20 protein-coding genes are annotated in these 17416 nt (G+C 37.1%); 10 read left to right on the top strand and 10 right to left on the bottom strand.

Annotated elements, in window-relative coordinates:
• Nucleotides 1–133 precede the first annotated feature (133 nt).
• Nucleotides 134–1051 carry a DMT family transporter gene (locus BEN71_RS06245; protein WP_068974947.1) on the bottom strand — a complete coding sequence of 306 codons (918 nt, stop codon included), beginning with the start codon at nt 1049–1051 and terminating at the stop codon, nt 134–136.
• Between the two features lie 362 nt (nt 1052–1413).
• Between BEN71_RS06245 and BEN71_RS06240 the strand changes: the two genes are divergently transcribed.
• On the top strand, nt 1414–2268 hold the full coding sequence (locus BEN71_RS06240) for a LysR family transcriptional regulator (protein WP_068974946.1): 855 nt from the start codon (nt 1414–1416) through the stop codon (nt 2266–2268).
• 162 nt (nt 2269–2430) lie between these two features.
• On the opposite strand, the gene BEN71_RS06235 is transcribed toward BEN71_RS06240, so the two are convergent.
• Together BEN71_RS06235 and BEN71_RS06230 are read right to left on the bottom strand one after the other, a co-directional pair.
• Entirely contained in the window at nt 2431–2778 is a 348-nt protein-coding gene (locus BEN71_RS06235; RefSeq protein ID WP_068974945.1) for a hypothetical protein, read from the bottom strand.
• Between the two features lie 258 nt (nt 2779–3036).
• Complete coding sequence (locus tag BEN71_RS06230) at nt 3037–3357, bottom strand: hypothetical protein (protein WP_068974944.1); 321 nt, start codon at nt 3355–3357, stop codon at nt 3037–3039.
• A gap of 195 nt (nt 3358–3552) precedes the next feature.
• On the opposite strand from BEN71_RS06230, the gene argG reads away from it, so the two are divergent.
• Nucleotides 3553–4896 (top strand): argininosuccinate synthase, encoded by a 1344-nt coding sequence (gene argG, locus BEN71_RS06225; protein ID WP_068974943.1) that lies wholly within the window; start codon nt 3553–3555, stop codon nt 4894–4896.
• 105 nt (nt 4897–5001) lie between these two features.
• Here argG and BEN71_RS06220 read toward each other — a convergent pair whose 3' ends face one another.
• From BEN71_RS06220 to icd, 5 genes are all read right to left on the bottom strand, one after another.
• Nucleotides 5002–5238, bottom strand: a complete 237-nt coding sequence (locus BEN71_RS06220) for a hypothetical protein (RefSeq protein WP_068974942.1) — start codon at nt 5236–5238, stop codon at nt 5002–5004.
• Between the two features lie 122 nt (nt 5239–5360).
• Nucleotides 5361–5735, bottom strand: coding sequence for a hypothetical protein (locus tag BEN71_RS06215; protein ID WP_068974941.1), 375 nt, complete (start codon nt 5733–5735; stop codon nt 5361–5363).
• 342 nt (nt 5736–6077) lie between these two features.
• Entirely contained in the window at nt 6078–6284 is a 207-nt protein-coding gene (locus BEN71_RS19430) for a DapH/DapD/GlmU-related protein (RefSeq protein ID WP_319922633.1), read from the bottom strand.
• Nucleotides 6263–6637 carry a maltose acetyltransferase domain-containing protein gene (locus BEN71_RS06210; RefSeq protein ID WP_264757107.1) on the bottom strand — a complete coding sequence of 125 codons (375 nt, stop codon included), beginning with the start codon at nt 6635–6637 and terminating at the stop codon, nt 6263–6265. Before BEN71_RS06210 ends, BEN71_RS19430 begins: the two co-directional genes overlap by 22 nt.
• A gap of 213 nt (nt 6638–6850) precedes the next feature.
• Nucleotides 6851–8107, bottom strand: coding sequence for an NADP-dependent isocitrate dehydrogenase (icd, locus tag BEN71_RS06205; RefSeq protein WP_068974940.1), 1257 nt, complete (start codon nt 8105–8107; stop codon nt 6851–6853).
• Nucleotides 8108–8307: 200 nt separating this feature from the next.
• Between icd and BEN71_RS06200 the strand changes: the two genes are divergently transcribed.
• From BEN71_RS06200 to paaI, 5 genes are all read left to right on the top strand, one after another.
• Nucleotides 8308–9096: a pseudouridine synthase gene (locus tag BEN71_RS06200; protein WP_068974939.1), complete on the top strand. Its 789-nt coding sequence runs from the start codon at nt 8308–8310 to the stop codon at nt 9094–9096.
• Nucleotides 9097–9261: 165 nt separating this feature from the next.
• Nucleotides 9262–9969: a hypothetical protein gene (locus tag BEN71_RS06195; protein WP_227542661.1), complete on the top strand. Its 708-nt coding sequence runs from the start codon at nt 9262–9264 to the stop codon at nt 9967–9969.
• Between the two features lie 70 nt (nt 9970–10039).
• Nucleotides 10040–11199 (top strand): IS3 family transposase gene (locus BEN71_RS06190; protein WP_117276768.1). Its coding sequence is split into 2 segments (ribosomal slippage): nt 10040–10274 and nt 10274–11199, totalling 1161 coding nucleotides; the frame shifts between segments, so codons are not numbered across the junction.
• A gap of 29 nt (nt 11200–11228) precedes the next feature.
• A complete protein-coding gene (locus tag BEN71_RS06185; protein WP_068975259.1) occupies nt 11229–12146 on the top strand; it encodes a hypothetical protein in 918 nt (305 codons plus the stop codon).
• Between the two features lie 151 nt (nt 12147–12297).
• Nucleotides 12298–12696 (top strand): hydroxyphenylacetyl-CoA thioesterase PaaI, encoded by a 399-nt coding sequence (gene paaI / locus BEN71_RS06180; RefSeq protein WP_068975260.1) that lies wholly within the window; start codon nt 12298–12300, stop codon nt 12694–12696.
• Between the two features lie 83 nt (nt 12697–12779).
• Here the strand turns inward: paaI and BEN71_RS06175 are convergent, their stop codons facing one another.
• The gene (locus BEN71_RS06175; protein ID WP_068975261.1) at nt 12780–15011 is read right to left on the bottom strand and encodes an NADP-dependent isocitrate dehydrogenase; all 2232 of its coding nucleotides are present in this window, start codon (nt 15009–15011) and stop codon (nt 12780–12782) included.
• A 396-nt stretch (nt 15012–15407) separates the two neighbouring features.
• Between BEN71_RS06175 and BEN71_RS06170 the strand changes: the two genes are divergently transcribed.
• Complete coding sequence (locus BEN71_RS06170; protein WP_068975262.1) at nt 15408–15794, top strand: carboxymuconolactone decarboxylase family protein; 387 nt, start codon at nt 15408–15410, stop codon at nt 15792–15794.
• Nucleotides 15795–15879: 85 nt separating this feature from the next.
• Here BEN71_RS06170 and BEN71_RS06165 read toward each other — a convergent pair whose 3' ends face one another.
• On the bottom strand, nt 15880–16134 hold the full coding sequence (locus BEN71_RS06165; protein ID WP_068975263.1) for a hypothetical protein: 255 nt from the start codon (nt 16132–16134) through the stop codon (nt 15880–15882).
• A 109-nt stretch (nt 16135–16243) separates the two neighbouring features.
• On the opposite strand from BEN71_RS06165, the gene BEN71_RS06160 reads away from it, so the two are divergent.
• The gene (locus BEN71_RS06160; RefSeq protein ID WP_068975264.1) at nt 16244–16714 is read left to right on the top strand and encodes a hypothetical protein; all 471 of its coding nucleotides are present in this window, start codon (nt 16244–16246) and stop codon (nt 16712–16714) included.
• 135 nt (nt 16715–16849) lie between these two features.
• Nucleotides 16850–17374, top strand: a complete 525-nt coding sequence (locus BEN71_RS06155; RefSeq protein WP_068975265.1) for a tetratricopeptide repeat protein — start codon at nt 16850–16852, stop codon at nt 17372–17374.
• Nucleotides 17375–17416 lie beyond the last annotated feature (42 nt).

Raw genomic sequence — 17416 nt, 5'->3', positions numbered from 1 at the left:
CTTATGACATTCAACGCATTTAGAAATTAAGTGTAAATCTGCCAAAAACTGCTAGCACCAAAGTCCTAAGCAGTTTTTGACAAAAAATAAACTGGTCTAAAAATAATCCAAAACAGCTTTCTACTTAAACTCATCAATGTTGATGATCCAAAGATATCGTTTGAACTTTTTGCTTGGTTTTGAGCTTAAATGAACTCAAAATAATGCCTATGCAAATAAAGACTGCACCAATCATAATATTCAAGGTTAATGGTTCATCCCAAAACACATAACCAAAGAACAAACTTAAAATTGGAATACTCATGATCGAAATTGAAGCAACAAAGGTATCAACTTGAGTGACAATCCAATTCCACAATGCAAAAGCAGCACCTGTACCTATGATTGAAACATAAAATAAAATCGAATCATTAAATGGATTCACCCAAATATGCAGATCAATAGGCTCAACCAGTAAAGCGCCGAATAATATAATGATGCCACCAATCAACATTTGCCAAATCGTCAGTTTCACTTTGTCATAAGATGCAAAATTTTTCTTGATATAGATCGTGGTCGCCGCCCACATAAAGCCAACAAAAATCAGCCCAAGTTCACCAAGTAATGTAACATTCATATGAATATCATGTAGCTGTGTCCAAAGAATTGAAACTAATCCCAAAACACCAAAAAACAAACCTACAAGTTTCTGGGCATTCAATCGTTCTTTCAAAATGTAATGCGCCAAGACACCAATGAAGATCGGCATGGTAAATACCAATACGGCTGATAACCCTGAATCTACGAATTGCATGGCAAAAGTTTGAGTTGCATAAAAGCCAACACATAGCATTAAGCTAGAAATCAGTAATTTCCCCCAATCGCCTTTCTCAGGCAGGATTGATCTGTTTAAAAGCCGTTGGACAATTAACAATGTTAAGGCAGCGATGATTAAGCGTACTGAGATAAATTGAAATGGTGGGAAAATATGTAAACTGAACTTAATCAATCCCCATAAAGATCCCCACACCAGACATAACACAGTGATTGCACTCACAACTCGAATGTTCATTTTTCTGTACTCTAACAGATGGAATGTTTCTCTAGTGTAGAAAATTAATGACATCATGAATAATGCTATGTTTTAATAGATACATCATTTTTTTTAATGTAGCTATTTTTTCATTTTATTCGCCGTCTTGCGTAAATGTTCAAATTTTCGATTAACAGGCTTATTTAAAAATGTATCGGAAGTTTCTTCTCTTACGCCATATATGGCTCAGGGATAAGGAGGTAACTCCGTAAAAGGATCAAGGGATTTTTAAATAAAAAACCTCTCCCTAACCCTCTCCTACAAGGAGAGGGAACATTTTAAATTGACCTAAATCAATCTGAAATTAACTTTTGCAAGAAGTCCATTGTTGAGGAGTTCACATGAATATTGATATGAGTGATATCCGTTCATTCATTACTGTGGCGGAGATGAAAAGCATTACAGCAGCAGCCAATAAGCTGAATTATTTACAGTCAAATATGACCGCTAAAATTAAAAAAATTGAAAATCATTATGATCGTCAAATGTTTATTCGAAAACCGAAAGGTGTTGAGCTCACTGAGTCAGGGATCAATTTATATCAACAATACAAAAAAATGATGTTTACTTGGGAAGAAACTGAAAACAAAATTCATCAACAAGAAAAATTTTTACGTTTTGGCACCAATACCAGTTTAGGAGGCATGCGCTTCTACCCTTCAATCAGTCAGTTATATACAACTTACCCCGATTTATCTTTTTCCATCAAAACTGGTGCTACAGGCTTTTTGGAACAAGAGGTTTTACAGGGAAATATTGATTTTGCTTATGTACTCGGACATCCCGAACAAAAAAATCTACAATATATTCAAAAAGGTAAAGATGAATTGGTGCTTATTGGCAAAGATGTCATCAACTATGAAAATTTATATGAAGCATTGAATCAGCAAAATTTATTATTTACCTCATTAGAATGTTGCTATTCGACAATGCTTGATCAAATTTATTTAGATCACACATTAAATAAAGGTGAAATGATTCATATTAATGATTATGAAGCGTTGGTGAATTTCACACAGTTAGGCATGGGCGTTTCTTTAGTCACTCGATCATTGGCTCAGAAATACAATGTTCAATATAAGATGGAAATTCCTGAACAATATCGCCACATAGGGCTATATCTAATTGCGAGGAATGAGCATGTATTTACCCCAATTGAAAAACAGTTTATTGGGTTAAATGATCAGATAAAATAAGGCTTAACAATGATATTTTACGCCCTACTCAAAAATTATTGATCATGTTCAAAAGCAGACTTCAGCAAGCAACTCTGTCTGAATAAAACAAGATTCAATTTAGCCACTTAGCAAGCTAAAAAAGTTCACTTAATATCACTTGAATCATCTTGAACAACACCATTACTCCCATTGGGTCTTTGTGGTTTTCCATAAAGAAAACAATCCCAATAGAGTTCCAATCGGAAAAGATGGCAACATCAAAACAGCCATCACGCGAGATAAAATTTTACCTTGATTATTGCCTTTTTTAACACGAATACATGCCAAAATATTTAAACCAAACATCAACAACATGATGGCACTCAATCCCCATAACTGCATCTCTGCCATGGTCTTCTGTTGATACTCTAAATACCAAACAATTGCTAAAGCACAGAACAACAACCCTGCATAAATGCCATGAATTAAACTCAATGTTTCATTTTTACTTTTCGGTAATGTATATAACGGTGGTGGAGAATAATTCATGATTTTCCTTCAATTAGGATTCAGGCTAAGGGTCTAGTGCTATCATAGATTTAAACGAAGATTGATCATCAAATCGTTTTTGAAAATTATAGGCATAATTTAATAAAGACTTTATTAAACATAAGAAAAATCAAGATAAAATTCAAGTTGAATTATCTTTTATCCGCTTATTGCAAATGTATTCCCCTTAAATCAAGAGCAATAAAGCGTGATGTTATTGTTAAAATTTATATTACTATTCACCTTTTTTAAGAATCGTTAATTCTTCTCCCATTTAAAAATAGAGAAAAACAACATGAAAATACCAATTACTGTTCCAATCGGAAATGCAGCTAAGACAAATAATGTGAAGAAAATAGAGGCTATACGCCCAATCGTACTTCCATGTTGCACTTCTCTCGAACACATATAATGAATAACAATAAGGCAAAACTTACCAACCAAGCCACCTGTTAAATAAGCTGCATCTTGAACACCATTACTGATGGACAGGTAAATTAAATAAAAAGTATCCATCGCCACGATCACAGCAACAAGGATGTGCAAATATGAGAGATATTTATTTTTAAGATTGAGCATCAAATTTTCCAAGGATTATTTTTATCGTAAAAACGTATATTTCAGCGATATTAATCTAATTTTCAAATGAAAAAAAATAATTTCCATTCAGAACGTGAAAAAAATCGCTGTGAGAAGTGCTATAATACTGCGTTTATAAAATTCTTTCGGGCGACCCGCTTTTGTGGTGCCTATGTTAAATAGTTAGGACTAGCAATGACTGATAATGCAACGATCTTGCAGAATGTACCAGTAGGCAAAAAAGTTGGTATCGCCTTTTCTGGTGGTCTAGATACTTCAGCAGCTTTATTGTGGATGAAACAAAAAGGCGCAGAACCTTATGCTTATACAGCAAACTTAGGTCAACCTGATGAAGATGACTACGATGCAATTCCACGTAAAGCTGAAGCTTACGGTGCTGTTAAAGCTCGCTTAGTTGACTGCCGTTTACAACTTGCATTAGAAGGTATTGCTGCGATTCAATGTGGCGCATTCCATATCAGCACAGGTGGCGTTCCTTATTTCAACACGACTCCATTAGGTCGTGCAGTAACAGGTACAATGCTTGTTACCGCAATGAAAGAAGATGACGTAAACATCTGGGGTGATGGTTCTACTTATAAAGGAAACGATATTGAACGTTTCTATCGTTATGGTTTATTGACCAACCCTGCGCTTAAAATTTACAAACCATGGTTAGATCAACAATTCATTGACGAATTGGGTGGTCGTGCAGAAATGTCACAATTCCTTATCGACAATGGTTTTGACTATAAAATGTCAAAAGAAAAGGCATATTCAACTGACTCGAATATGCTTGGTGCAACTCATGAAGCGAAAGATCTTGAATACCTCAATGCAGGTATCAAAATCGTAGACCCAATCATGGGCGTTGCGTTCTGGAAAGACGATGTAAAAATCGACGCTGAAGAAGTTTCAGTGACTTTCGAAGAAGGCTTCCCTGTTGCATTAAACGGCAAACGTATCGAAGATCCTGTTGAGTTCATTCTTGAAGCGAACCGTATCGGTGGTCGTCATGGTCTAGGTATGTCTGACCAAATTGAAAACCGTATCATCGAAGCGAAATCTCGTGGTATCTATGAAGCTCCAGGTATGGCACTTCTTCATATTGCGTATGAACGTCTTGTGACTGGTATTCATAACGAAGATACCATTGAACAATACCGTATCAACGGTTTACGTTTAGGTCGTTTATTGTATCAAGGTCGTTGGTTCGATTCTCAAGCATTGATGCTTCGTGAAACCGCTCAACGTTGGGTTGCTAAAGCAATCACAGGTACTGTGACTTTAGAACTTCGTCGTGGTAATGACTACACTATTATGAACACTGAATCTGAAAACCTCACTTATGAAGCTGAGCGTTTAACGATGGAAAAAGGTGATTCAATGTTTACACCTATGGATCGTATCGGTCAGTTAACCATGCGTAACCTTGATATTACGGATACACGCGCAAAACTTGGTATTTATACAAATTCAGGTTTATTGGCTGTAGGTACAGGTTCTGCTGTTCCTCAGTTAAAAGACAAAAACAAATAAGTTCTAACTTTTAGAACAAAAAGAAAACCGCCAAATTGGCGGTTTTTTATTTTCAATGTGAAAAATATATTCAGATTAAAAATCAAAAGAAATGAGAATGATAAATTAACTTTGATTTTGAGTATCTTCTAGCAACTTAGCTTGTTCATTTTTTCTTTGCTCTTGCTTGCGAAGTTCTACTTTGGCTTCTTGTTCTAAGCGTAACTTATCGTATTCTTTCTTGGTTTCAGCATCACTTTTAGCAGCAAAAAAAGCCATCGAGAGTATAAATATAGGAATCAACAAACCCAAAGTTGCTAAAATAAACAACTTCCTCTTCTTCTTTGCTTCTACTTGCGTCATCAGCTTCTGTCTTCAATCAATCACCATTTCGACTAATATAACAGAAGTGTAATGACAAAGCATCGCGTTGTTTAACCTAGCAATGCTTGTTTTAAAATAGCTCTAACTATATTTGAGGTCTATTAACGATTTTTGGTTTTTTGATAAGCATCTTGAGCAAGTGCCAAACTCTTCTTTTTACCTTCAACACTATCTGGAATCTGATTGCTTGTACCATTATCTGAACGGCGTTGTAGATGTTGTGATTGCGAATACTGATGTACAGGTTGAGCCTGAGCTTGATTCAACTTTTGGAGTTCACGCATTTTTGCATTTTGAGTTGCTGTTCTCTGCACCAACTTTTGTTGCATTTGTTGTTGCTGATTAGGCGTAATGGTTCCAGCACATGGACGTGATTGATAGGTCACAGAACCATTCACAATACATTTATGCACATCTTTTGCAAAAATACTGTGTGAAAAAGCCAAACTCAAACCAATGAATAATATTTTTTTCACTGCCGAAACTCCCTATAAGTTTCGTCAAAATATCAAAAAATAGACTAAGCTGCTATTTACATTATTCTTTTTAATTTTGACTAACAATATGTGAGTTAAAATGACTTTTTTTGGCAACTTAGGCATTATTTTGTCATAAAACTTTTTATATCAAATAAATAGCACAAATGTTGAGAGGTCAATTTTGTACTCAAGCAAAACACTTGGATAAAAAACCAAAGTACCCGAATAAAACCATCCGACCGTTCAATTGTAAAATCAATCACTATTTGAACACTTGATTCTGCTATTCGTTTAAAACTTTTCTTTTAGACCTCATCCTTTTAAACAAATTCTTTTATATCAACCTTCTATTGCTCGAATCACTCTGCAAGGATTTCCTACTGCCACAACTTTTGATGGTATAGATTTAGTTACTACACTGCCTGCCCCAATCACAGTATCATCGCCAATTGTCACCCCAGGCATGATTGATACGCCTGCACCAATCCAAACATTATTTCCTATGCTAATTGGATAGGCATATTCTAAACCTTGATTTCGCTGCACTTTATCAATTGGGTGTCCTGCTGTGTAAATCCCCACATTGGGCGCAATAAAACATTGTCACCTATCGTGACTTTTGCACCATCTAAAATCACCAAGTTTACATTGGCATAGAAATTACGACCAATTTCAATATTGAAACCATAATCACAATGAAATGGACCTTCAATAATAAAATTATCCTCAATTTCCCCCAATAATGCTTTTAAAATTTCCTCTCTTTCATTCTTTTTTTCTGGGCTTAAATGATTAAATTCATGCAATTTCACTTTAGCTTGATGTCGCATTTCCAATATAGAAGCATTATTATTTGCATCATAAAGAAGCCCAGCTGCTGCTTTTTGCATTTCATTCATAAATTAAACCTTGAACATACTTTTTAAACTTACAACTATTTCATCCTACCTCTACTGGATCAATTAGGGTATCCATTTTTAATGGAATAGTGTCTTAATTTATCTTATATGTTGATGTACTTGTAAATATCCTACGTGCTATAACCCGATCAATAAAAAGGCTTGCACATCGCAAGCCCTAAAAAAACCATGATATTAAAATCAATATTTTAATCAATCTTCCATATGCTGAATTATGGCTTGTCCAAACTCAGAACAACGAAGCAACTTAGCGCCTTGCATTAAGCGTTCAAAATCATAGGTCACTGTCTTTGCTGCAATTGCACCAGAAATACCCTTAATAATCAGATCAGCAGCTTCAATCCAGCCCATATCACGTAGCATCATTTCAGCAGAAAGAATAATCGAACCTGGATTTACTTTATCCTGCCCTGCATATTTAGGTGCTGTGCCATGTGTTGCTTCATAAACAGAAACAGCTCCACCAATATTTGCACCCGGAGCAATCCCAATTCCCCCAACTTCAGCAGCAAGTGCATCGGAAATATAATCACCATTGAGATTTAATGTTGCAATCACAGAATAGTCCACAGGACGCATCAAAATTTGTTGTAAAAAAGCATCCGCGATAACATCTTTAATTACAATATCTTTGCCTGTTTTTGGATTTTTAATTTTCACCCAAGGACCACCATCAATCAACTCACCACCAAAGCGATCAATTGCAAGCTCATAGCCCCATTCTTTAAATGCACCTTCGGTATATTTCATGATATTACCTTTGTGAACCAACGTCACTGAAGGCTTATCATTATCAATGGCAAATTGAATGGCTTTACGAACCAAACGTTGCGTCCCTTCTTTGGATACAGGTTTAATCCCGATACCACAGTTTTCTTCAAAACGTATCTTGGTAACACCCATTTCTTCTTTTAGAAATTTGATCACCTTTTTCGCTTCAGGAGAATCCGCTTTCCATTCAATCCCTGCATAAATATCTTCAGAGTTTTCTCTAAAAATCGTCATATCTGTTTGTTCAGGATGCTGTACAGGTGATGGAACACCTTTAAACCAACGCACTGGACGCACACAAACATAGAGGTCTAATTCTTGTCGAAGTGCAACATTTAGCGAACGAATACCCCCACCGACTGGTGTGGTTAATGGCCCTTTAATTGACACAACATATTCACGTAAAGCTTCAAAAGTTTCTTCTGGCATATAACTGCCATATATTTTATCGGCTTTTTCACCACAATAAACTTCCATCCATTCGATCGAACGTTTGCCACCATACGCTTTTAAAATTGCTGCATCGACTACAGTTTTCATTGTTGGAGTAATATCTACACCAATCCCATCGCCTTCTATAAAAGGAATAATCGGATGATTAGGGACATTCAGTGATAAGTCTGCATTTACAGTTATTTTAGCTCCATCTGCAGGTACAACGATCTTTTGATAACCCATTGAGTAGGCTCTCCCTTTTATTATTGCTGGCTCATTCTAAAAAATATTTACCAATTCACATTACTTTCGACTGTACTTCACGCATAATAGTCTAATCGAATTCTAGTATTGTTTGAGATTTATACAGGGAATAACCACATTTCCCTTTTGAATAAAACTCAACTTACACCTTTTTTATGTAATTTAAGTAGTCATTTTTTATGAAAATCGTCATTCTCAATAAACCATACGGAGTCCTCTCCCAGTTCCGTAAAGACGAAGCACATATGACAATGTCTGACTATGTCAATGACTCGACTTTGCGTTTAGCGGGTCGTCTAGATATGGATTCCGAAGGCTTAGTCTTTTTAACAGATCATGGTGGTTTAAATCAGTTTATTACCAACCCAGCCAATAAAAAGTTTAAAACTTATTTGGTTCAAGTTGATGGTGATGTAACAGAAGAAGCGTTAGAGCAGTTGCGTAAAGGTGTTGAACTTAAAGATGGTATGACACTTCCTGCAAAAGCAGAGAAAGTTGAACAACCTGAATGGTTGTGGGATCGTGATCCTCCTGTACGTTTCCGTGCCAATATCCCAACATCTTGGGTTGAGATCTCAATCTGTGAAGGTCGTAATCGTCAAGTTCGTCGTATGACCTCTGCTGTTGGTTTCCCAACTTTACGTTTAATCCGCACCAAGATTGGCGCTATTGATTTAGTTCAAATGGGTTTAAAACCTGGTGAAACTAAAGAAATTGAACCTTTACTTTACCCAGACTTCCAAAATGTGCCTGCCGAAGAACCTTATCGTTCACGTTCTTATGTGAAAAAACCAGGCGGTACTGGTGGTAAGCCAATGGTGCGTAAGAATAAAGATGGTTCTGTGAAAAAATCTGGTACTAAACGTATTTGGCAGATGGATGACTCTGAGAAACCGAAACGTCGTACCAATGGTACAACTCGTCCAAATACCAAAGCACCGCGTGGTCGCGGACGTAATGGTCGTTAAGCCGAAATATTGATAGTTATTGAATGAAGCTCACGAAAGTGGGCTTTTTATTTGTTTGTCTTATCTATTACTTTATTTAACCAACTATTTTATGTGATTAGAAATTATTGACTTCAATATTAAATGGTTCAAAATCGACTTATCCAAACTTGTTTCACAGCGTACATGACTACACCATCTCAAGCAAAAGCAACACCTAAAACTAAGCCTCGGGTTACTACAAATTCTCCTAAAAAGACAACTTCTCGCGATAACTTTACTAAAGATACCATAGATAAATTACGTCGCAGAGCGGGGAATCTATGCTCAAACCCTGACTGCCACAAACAGACATTAGAACCACAAATTACAAATGACGAGAAAACTACGGATACAGGTATTGCAGCACATATTTGTGCTGCGGCTTCAAATGGTCCTCGCTATGATGGTTCAATGACTGAAAAAGATAGGAAGCATATTAGCAATGCAATTTGGCTATGCTCTCATTGCGCTACAAAGATCGATCGAGAGACTGCTGCATATCCAGTATCACTTTTAAAGCAATGGAAAAAAACTTCAGAAAATCGTCTTCGAAAAAATTCCAACAAAAAGCTTTATACTGAGAACGAAGTAACCGATAAAGTAACTCATTCTATGTTTCAAAACATAGGACTCAGCATTCCTGAAAAATTTACAGGCTCTTTAACAGAAGTTGCTAAAGCAGTTAATGAGTACATACGAATTCTTGACCCTCGCGTTGAAGTAAAATATTCATACATCAATGGATGTAATCACTTCGAAATACGTACAACCTCATCACATAAAGATGATCCAATATCATTTAAAATCACTCCAAGTGATCCAGAGGAACATCGCCAAAAATTAGAAGAATGATCCTAGACAAAATAATGGACAGCACGTCCCTCTAAAGATAACGTAACTTTAATCTTTGGAGATTCAAGAAATGGCTAAACGTTTTAGTCCCGAATTTAAACAGCAAGCGATTGATTATGCACTTTCAAACTCACACGAGTCTGTAGCTGCAATCGCCCAGAAATTAGGTGTGGGTTATTCAACATTAGATAAATGGATTCGTGAAACCAATCCGGCAGGTTCAAGCAAACGTCAACTTTCACCAGAACAACAGCGGATCGTGGAATTAGAGAAAGAAGTCAAACAGCTCAAGGAAGCCAATGACATCTTAAAAAAAGCGCATGTGTACTTTCTAACAGATCATGCCAAGAAAAGTACACGGTAATTCAAGATCTAGATATGAATGAAGTCACCGTATCTTCTGCCTGTAAATACCTAGGTGTCAGCACTTCAGGCTATTATGCCTGGCGAAAACGTCAAGCCAATACGGCACAGAAATATAATGACTTAAAAGCCGTATATTGGCAGCATCATGCACGATTGGGTGCACCTTCATTAGTACATGACATGCATGATTTAGGTTACAACATGAGCGAACGTACTATTGGAAGGATGCTAAAAAAGCTTGGTTTACGTAGCAGGATTGCGCGTAAATACAAGCATACGACTGATTCAACCCATCGTTTGCCTACAGCACCCAACTTGTTGGATCGCCAATTTACAGTTACTCAGCCTAATAAAGTCTGGACAACAGACATTACCTATATCCGCACTAAAGAAGGTTGGTTGTATTTATGTGTGATGCTAGATTTATTTAGCCGTCGTATCGTGGGGTGGCAAACCAGCCATCGAATAGACCGCCAGTTGGTGTGTGATACGTTTAACTATGCAATGGCTCGTCAGGGTTATCCAACTGGTGTTATGGTTCATTCGGACCAAGGCTCACAGTACTGTAGTCGTGATTTTAGAGCGCTGTTACTGAAAAATGATTGTACTCAGAGTATGTCTAGACGTGGAAACTGTTGGGATAATGCAGTGACTGAAAGCTTCTTTCATACATTAAAAGGTCATGTGGTACATGGCAGTGTGTTTTCGACTCGAAAAGAGGCGAATGCGGTCTTGTTTGATTATATTGAGATTTATTACAATCGGGTCAGAAGGCATTCTGCAAACGGCTGGTTAAGTCCAGAAGCCTTTGAACAGAAATATTTCAAGAATTTAGAGGGATCGATTGTCCACGATACTGTCTAGGATCAGAATTATTTAGGCATGGGAAAGCAGTGACTATCGATGTAAATGAATTCACCTCTAACTCCGATGGTCTTAATCTCATTTTGCCTAATCAAATAGAAAGAGGTGCGGTCACAATAAATCCACTGAACCAAATGAAAGCCATGGTAGAAATTCAAGACACTGACGAGAATACACTTATTTCATTTGAAGATGATTTCTACATTGGTGAATCAACCTTTTCTTTTGAATCACAAAAGTATGATGGTGCAGTTAAGTTTAAAATTGATAAAGCACCAATTAATATGAAAGGTGGTAAGAGAGAAACTACTATGACTTTGGACTTCCAAGTTTGGGAAGATCAAAACTTACTTATGTTGAAATATTTTGATCAAGTATATAAGTTATATAAGAATCTGTCCAAATCTGAGGGGTTCTATATAAAAATATATGTTGAAGGTCATGAAATTTTTAAATCTAAAAATGAACTTAAGGATGAAATATTTGAAGGAATTACCACTATATTGCATTACACCCACCACTGTAGGCAATTGTGTAAGATTTTAAAAAGAGATGTATGTTTTGACAACTCAGTTTATTTCACTTCGGAAGAACACCAACAAGTTTATGAAACTATTCAAAAGTATGAGAATGTAATTTTAACAGATGAATTTACAAGCGAATTGACAGTTCAATCTGAAAAGTTTGAACCACTTGAAATTTTCAACTCAGAAGTATTCACCTTGGAGCGAGGTGAAGAAATTACTATTGATAACGTTTTTAATCAAAAAATTTCAATGATTATCTTCGTACAACATATTTTTTCAAAGGTCAAAACCACTACTATTTATAATGGTAAAAACACTTTACATTCATATAATCTGAAATTAGACAATGCTGATCGATCAGGAAGCTATACTCGAACTACTTCTTTTTCACCTAGAGGCAATACATTGAATCACACATAAAACAGACCATATAATTAAATGAAGCTCACGAAAGTGGGCTTTTTTATTGCTTTTATAAAAATATAACGCTTGCCAAAAAATTTCTAAAATGATAATTATGATACATTATTTTTATTTTAGAAATATTTTAGTATCAATAAAAGGATTTGCTATGACTCAAGATTTACAACAAGCCATTTTTGACAATGATACCGTGATGCAAAACTTAGGTATCCAACTCGATCATTACTCACATAAAGCTGCACAACTTTCTCTTATAGTCACTTCAGCACATACTCAAGGTCACGGCACTTGCCACGGTGGCGTTATTTTCACTCTTGCTGACGGTGCTTTTGCCCTCGCCTGCAATTCAGAAATGACAGCTGTTGGACAACATTGCAATATCAGCTATATCAAGCCTGGGAAAGTGGGTGACACATTAACTGCCAAAGCCATATTTAAAGCCCCTAGTGGGCGATCGGAAATTTATGACATCACCGTGACGAATCAAAATGCTGAAATTATTGCTGAGTTCCGAGGTGTCTCACGAATGATTCCAAATAAAAGTTAGGTAAATTTTCAAAATAAAAAAGCCGATGCATTTGCATCGGCTTTTTCTACATCACTGACACTGTCAATTTTGTATAAGTATCATTAGATTGCTTCAAGTGCTGTATTAAATGTCGCACTTGGACGCATGATTGCGCTTACTTTTGCAGTATCTACTGCATAGTAACCACCGATATCTACTGATTGACCTTGAACAGCAGCAAGCTCTTCAAGAATTTTAGCTTCGTTTTCATCTAAAGCTTTCGCTAAAGGTGCAAACTTCGCTTTTAATTCAGCATCTTCGTCTTGAGCAACAAGTGCATCAGCCCAGTATTTCGCTAGGAAGTAATGGCTACCACGGTTGTCCAATTCACCTGTACGACGTGATGGTGACTTATCATTATCCAACAACTGACCAGTTGCTTGATCTAATGTTTTCGCCAACAATTTCGCACGTGGATTGTTTTCTTTGATGCCCATTTCTTCTAAAGAAACAGCCAATGCCAAGAACTCACCTAAAGAATCCCAACGTAAGTGGTTTTCTTCAACAAGTTGCTGTACGTGTTTAGGCGCAGAACCACCAGCACCAGTTTCGTACATACCACCGCCCGCCATTAACGGAACGATAGACAACATTTTCGCAGAAGTACCCAATTCCATGATTGGGAACAAGTCTGTTAAATAGTCACGTAAAATGTTACCCGTTACAGAAATGGTATCCAGACCACGCGCTACACGTTCAAGTGTATAACGCATTGCACGTACTTGAGACATGATTTGAATGTCTAAACCAGCAGTGTCATGTTCTTTCAAGTATTTTTGTACTTTCTTGATCAATTCGTTTTCGTGTGGACGGTACGGGTCAAGCCAGAAGATTGCAGGCATACCAGAGTTACGTGCACGCGTTACAGCAAGTTTCACCCAGTCGCGGATCGGTGCGTCTTTCACCTGACACATACGCCAGATATCGCCTTCTTCCACGTTTTGTGACATCAATACTTCACCAGTTTCTAAGTCAGTGATGTTCGCAACACCCGCAGCAGAAACTTCGAAAGTTTTGTCATGTGAACCGTATTCTTCAGCTTTTTGCGCCATCAAACCAACGTTAGGTACAGTACCCATCGTACGTGGATCGAAGTTACCATTCCACTTACAGAAATTGATCATTTCTTGGTAAATACGCGCGAATGTAGACTCAGGCATTACAGCTTTACAGTCGTAAGGTTTGCCGTCAGCACCCCACATTTTACCACCACCACGGATCATTGCAGGCATAGAAGCATCTACAATCACGTCGTTTGGTGAATGGAAGTTAGTGATACCTTTAGCAGAATCAACCATCGCTAATGCAGGACGATGTTCTTGGCAAGCGTGTAAATCTTCGATGATTTCTTCACGTAAAGATGTCGGTAAAGTTGCGATTTTTTCGTATAAACCAGCCATACCGTTGTTTACGTTAATGCCGAGTTCGTCGAACAATTTACCGTGTTTTTCAAAAGCTTCTTTGTAGTAAATTTTTACACAGTGACCGAATACGATCGGGTGTGAAACTTTCATCATGGTTGCTTTAACGTGTAAAGAGAACAAAATGCCCGCTTCTTTACAATCATCTAATTCTTTTTCATAGAAGTCGCAAAGTGCTTTTTTGCTCATGAACATTGAATCAATCACTTCACCATCTTGAAGTGCAACTTTTGGCTTAAGTACGATTGTTTCGCCAGCAGTTGTGATCAATTCCATTTTCACGTTACGCGCGCGATCAAGTGTCATTGATTTTTCGCCATGGTAGAAGTCACCTTCGTCCATGTGTGAAACGTGAGTTTGAGACCACTGTTTCCATTCACCCATAGAGTGTGGGTGTTTTTTCGCATAGTTTTTAACTGCAGCAGGTGCACGACGGTCAGAGTTACCTTCACGAAGTACAGGGTTTACTGCTGAACCAAGACATTTGCTATAGCGTGCCTTGATTTCTTTTTCTTCTTCAGTAGTCGGATTTTCTGGATAATCAGGAAGCGCATAACCTTTTGCTTGAAGCTCTTTGATACAAGCAGTCAATTGCGCTACAGAAGCACTGATATTTGGAAGTTTGATAATGTTTGTGTCTGGATCTTGAGTGAGACGACCTAGCTCTGCGAGGTTATTTGGAACCTTCTGCTCATCACTGAGGTAATCTGTGAATTCTGCGAGCACGCGGATAGCAACAGAAATATCAGTTTTGACAATTTCTACGCCAGCTGGTTTAGTAAAGGTCTCAATGATCGGCAGTAGCGAGTAAGTCGCCAATAATGGCGCCTCGTCAGTCAGTGTGTAAATGATTGTTGACTTTCCACCAGCCATATATAGCCCCTTGCTTTAGAGTGTGTTGAGAGGATAGAACTTGTGGCCCCATCCCTTACGAACCGAATTGCTTAAAATTAACCCTGAGAGTATCAGCCCTCAACGTTTCACAGTCAACGTAAGATCTGTGATAACGACATTTCGAAAAAAAATGGTACATCATAAATACTGCACATTTATGATCAAAATACTCACAATTCACATTTATTGTGAAAAAAATTGCATTCTTTAAGTCTTATTGTATTTATTTGGTCAAATGCATGAAATTTCAAGCCCGCATTCTACATGAAAATCATCAAGCATTTGCAAATAATATAGACTAATCACTGATACGCATCTTAAAGTTTCAGGTTTAGACTGCTTTTGACATCATTAAAATTTATTATGAGTACATCTATGTCACAACAAGATTATGAAAATGGTTTAAAAGTTCGTACCGAAGTGATGGGCGAAAGTTTTGTAAAACGTGCACAAGACAATACTGTGCCATTTACCCAACCGCTCCAAGACTGGATCAATGAGCATGCGTGGGGCTCAACTTGGCAACGGGAAGGCGTTCTACCTCGTAAATATCGTTCACTCATTACCATCGCATTTTTAACTGCACAAAAAAGCCCAACAGAGCTAAAAGGTCATGTTCGTGGCGCTTTAAATAACGGTGCAACTGTAGAGGAAATACAGGAAGTGCTTTTACATAGCCTTCCCTATTGTGGTGCGCCCGCAACACAGGAAGCATTTCGTGCTGCGCTAGAAGTGATTAATGAATACCAAAAGGCTGAATAACTTTTAAAGGTATAAACATAAATAGGAAGTTCAACTTGAGCTTCCTATTTTCCAACAAAGATTAATTTTCAAACGAAGATCAGGATCAATTCCAAAACACATTGAATGTATAAAAAAATTCATCTACTTCAAATTTGATGTGATACCCCAATTGAGTCAACTCAGCAGATAATGCACGAATATCTTCGAGTGCTAAATGCTTCGGTAAAACCGTAAAGACTGCCGTATTGCCCTGATTGGCATTTTCAATAATTAATTGCGCTAAACGCGTTTTATAAAGTTCAATGTCTAAATTAGAATTGGCTGCCATTTTTTTAGCCTCCAAAGCATGAATGAACATAAAACACCTATATAATTTATTTTTGATTTCTTTCAAGATATAAACAAAATTCAAAAGTTGATGTACATTTTGTGTACTGTTTTAGCATCATTAGATATGAGAAATAATAATGAAATTTACAATACCCACCTTATTTAGCATTGCATTATTACCACAGTTAAGTTTTGCATTACCCGCTTTCAAAAATTATCCCGCTGCGCTATTTACAGGAAAATACAAAGCGATAAAAATCGACCGTTCAAACCAGCTCTATAAATCCCTCTTAACTGAATTAAAAAATGAAAAGATCAATTTTGCAGGAAAATATGTATTGTCTCCTATTGGTTGTGGGGGCGGTTGTTCGAATATAGCTTTTTATAATGCACAAAATGGTCATGCCGGCTATTTAAAACAAAGCTTTTCAGACTGCTATTCTGAGAAGCATGGTTTTCAAATGAATGATTATGAGTATCAAGCTAACAGCCAGTTACTGATCGCCATGGGTCGTCGTTCAGAAAAGATAGAACAATGTGAAAAAGTTTATTATTTGATGAAAAATGATCGCTTGGTTGAAATTGCCCATCATCCTGTGTGGAAGTAAATCTCCATCCATCGAAAGCAACTTATATTTTTAGTTTCGTTGATGATTATTTCAAAGCTTTCATTGCAAAATAGTGTTTTAAAATCAGCTATACTCTAAGTGTCTTGTCACTGTTTTGATTTTATTGGTACGTCTATGTCTAAACCACTTTCTATTTCTCCTGCACTTCTCAATCGTGCTGCAATGGGAAATCCTGCTGCTCAGTTTGAATTGGCTGAAATTTATATGGAAAGTGATGATGAAGAATATGTTCAACTTGCTGAAGAATGGGCGCTCAAAGCAGCTCAATTGGGTCATGTTGAGGCGATGTATTGGTTAGGTGAAGGTTATGCCGTCTATGCCAAAGACGTTTTAGAAGAAGATCCTGAAGAGGCAAAAACCTACTTTGAACATGCGCATCGTTGGTTAGAACAAGCGGTCAAACATCAACACCCTGCGGCAATTTTTGAATTGGCAAATTTCTACCGTCGTGGTGACGTGGTTGAAAAAGATGTGGCTAAATCCATTGAAATGCTTGAACAAGCAGCTAAATTAGGTGAAGTCCAAGCTATGCGTGATCTTGTTGCAATCTATGAACATGGTTTAGGTGTCGATATAGATGAAGAAAAAGCGGATTTTTGGGCTGAAAAAGCAAATGCTGCTGAAGACTCTGCCGAATAATATAAATGCATCAAACTTATATTAAATGAGTTTGATGCTCAC

The sequence above is a fragment of the Acinetobacter wuhouensis genome, assembly GCF_001696605.3.
GTDB lineage: Bacteria > Pseudomonadota > Gammaproteobacteria > Pseudomonadales > Moraxellaceae > Acinetobacter > Acinetobacter wuhouensis.
This window is presented reverse-complemented; position numbering and strand designations above follow the sequence as displayed.

Coding starts and splice junctions, on each gene's coding strand:
- BEN71_RS06245 (WP_068974947.1), bottom strand. CDS start 1,051: ATGAACATTCGAGTTGTGAGTGCAATCACTGTGTTATGTCTGGTGTGG.
- BEN71_RS06240 (WP_068974946.1), top strand. CDS start 1,414: ATGAATATTGATATGAGTGATATCCGTTCATTCATTACTGTGGCGGAG.
- BEN71_RS06235 (WP_068974945.1), bottom strand. CDS start 2,778: ATGAATTATTCTCCACCACCGTTATATACATTACCGAAAAGTAAAAAT.
- BEN71_RS06230 (WP_068974944.1), bottom strand. CDS start 3,357: ATGCTCAATCTTAAAAATAAATATCTCTCATATTTGCACATCCTTGTT.
- argG (WP_068974943.1), top strand. CDS start 3,553: ATGACTGATAATGCAACGATCTTGCAGAATGTACCAGTAGGCAAAAAA.
- BEN71_RS06220 (WP_068974942.1), bottom strand. CDS start 5,238: ATGACGCAAGTAGAAGCAAAGAAGAAGAGGAAGTTGTTTATTTTAGCA.
- BEN71_RS06210 (WP_264757107.1), bottom strand. CDS start 6,637: ATGAATGAAATGCAAAAAGCAGCAGCTGGGCTTCTTTATGATGCAAAT.
- icd (WP_068974940.1), bottom strand. CDS start 8,107: ATGGGTTATCAAAAGATCGTTGTACCTGCAGATGGAGCTAAAATAACT.
- BEN71_RS06200 (WP_068974939.1), top strand. CDS start 8,308: ATGAAAATCGTCATTCTCAATAAACCATACGGAGTCCTCTCCCAGTTC.
- BEN71_RS06195 (WP_227542661.1), top strand. CDS start 9,262: ATGACTACACCATCTCAAGCAAAAGCAACACCTAAAACTAAGCCTCGG.
- paaI (WP_068975260.1), top strand. CDS start 12,298: ATGACTCAAGATTTACAACAAGCCATTTTTGACAATGATACCGTGATG.
- BEN71_RS06175 (WP_068975261.1), bottom strand. CDS start 15,011: ATGGCTGGTGGAAAGTCAACAATCATTTACACACTGACTGACGAGGCG.
- BEN71_RS06170 (WP_068975262.1), top strand. CDS start 15,408: ATGTCACAACAAGATTATGAAAATGGTTTAAAAGTTCGTACCGAAGTG.
- BEN71_RS06165 (WP_068975263.1), bottom strand. CDS start 16,134: ATGTTCATTCATGCTTTGGAGGCTAAAAAAATGGCAGCCAATTCTAAT.
- BEN71_RS06160 (WP_068975264.1), top strand. CDS start 16,244: ATGAAATTTACAATACCCACCTTATTTAGCATTGCATTATTACCACAG.
- BEN71_RS06155 (WP_068975265.1), top strand. CDS start 16,850: ATGTCTAAACCACTTTCTATTTCTCCTGCACTTCTCAATCGTGCTGCA.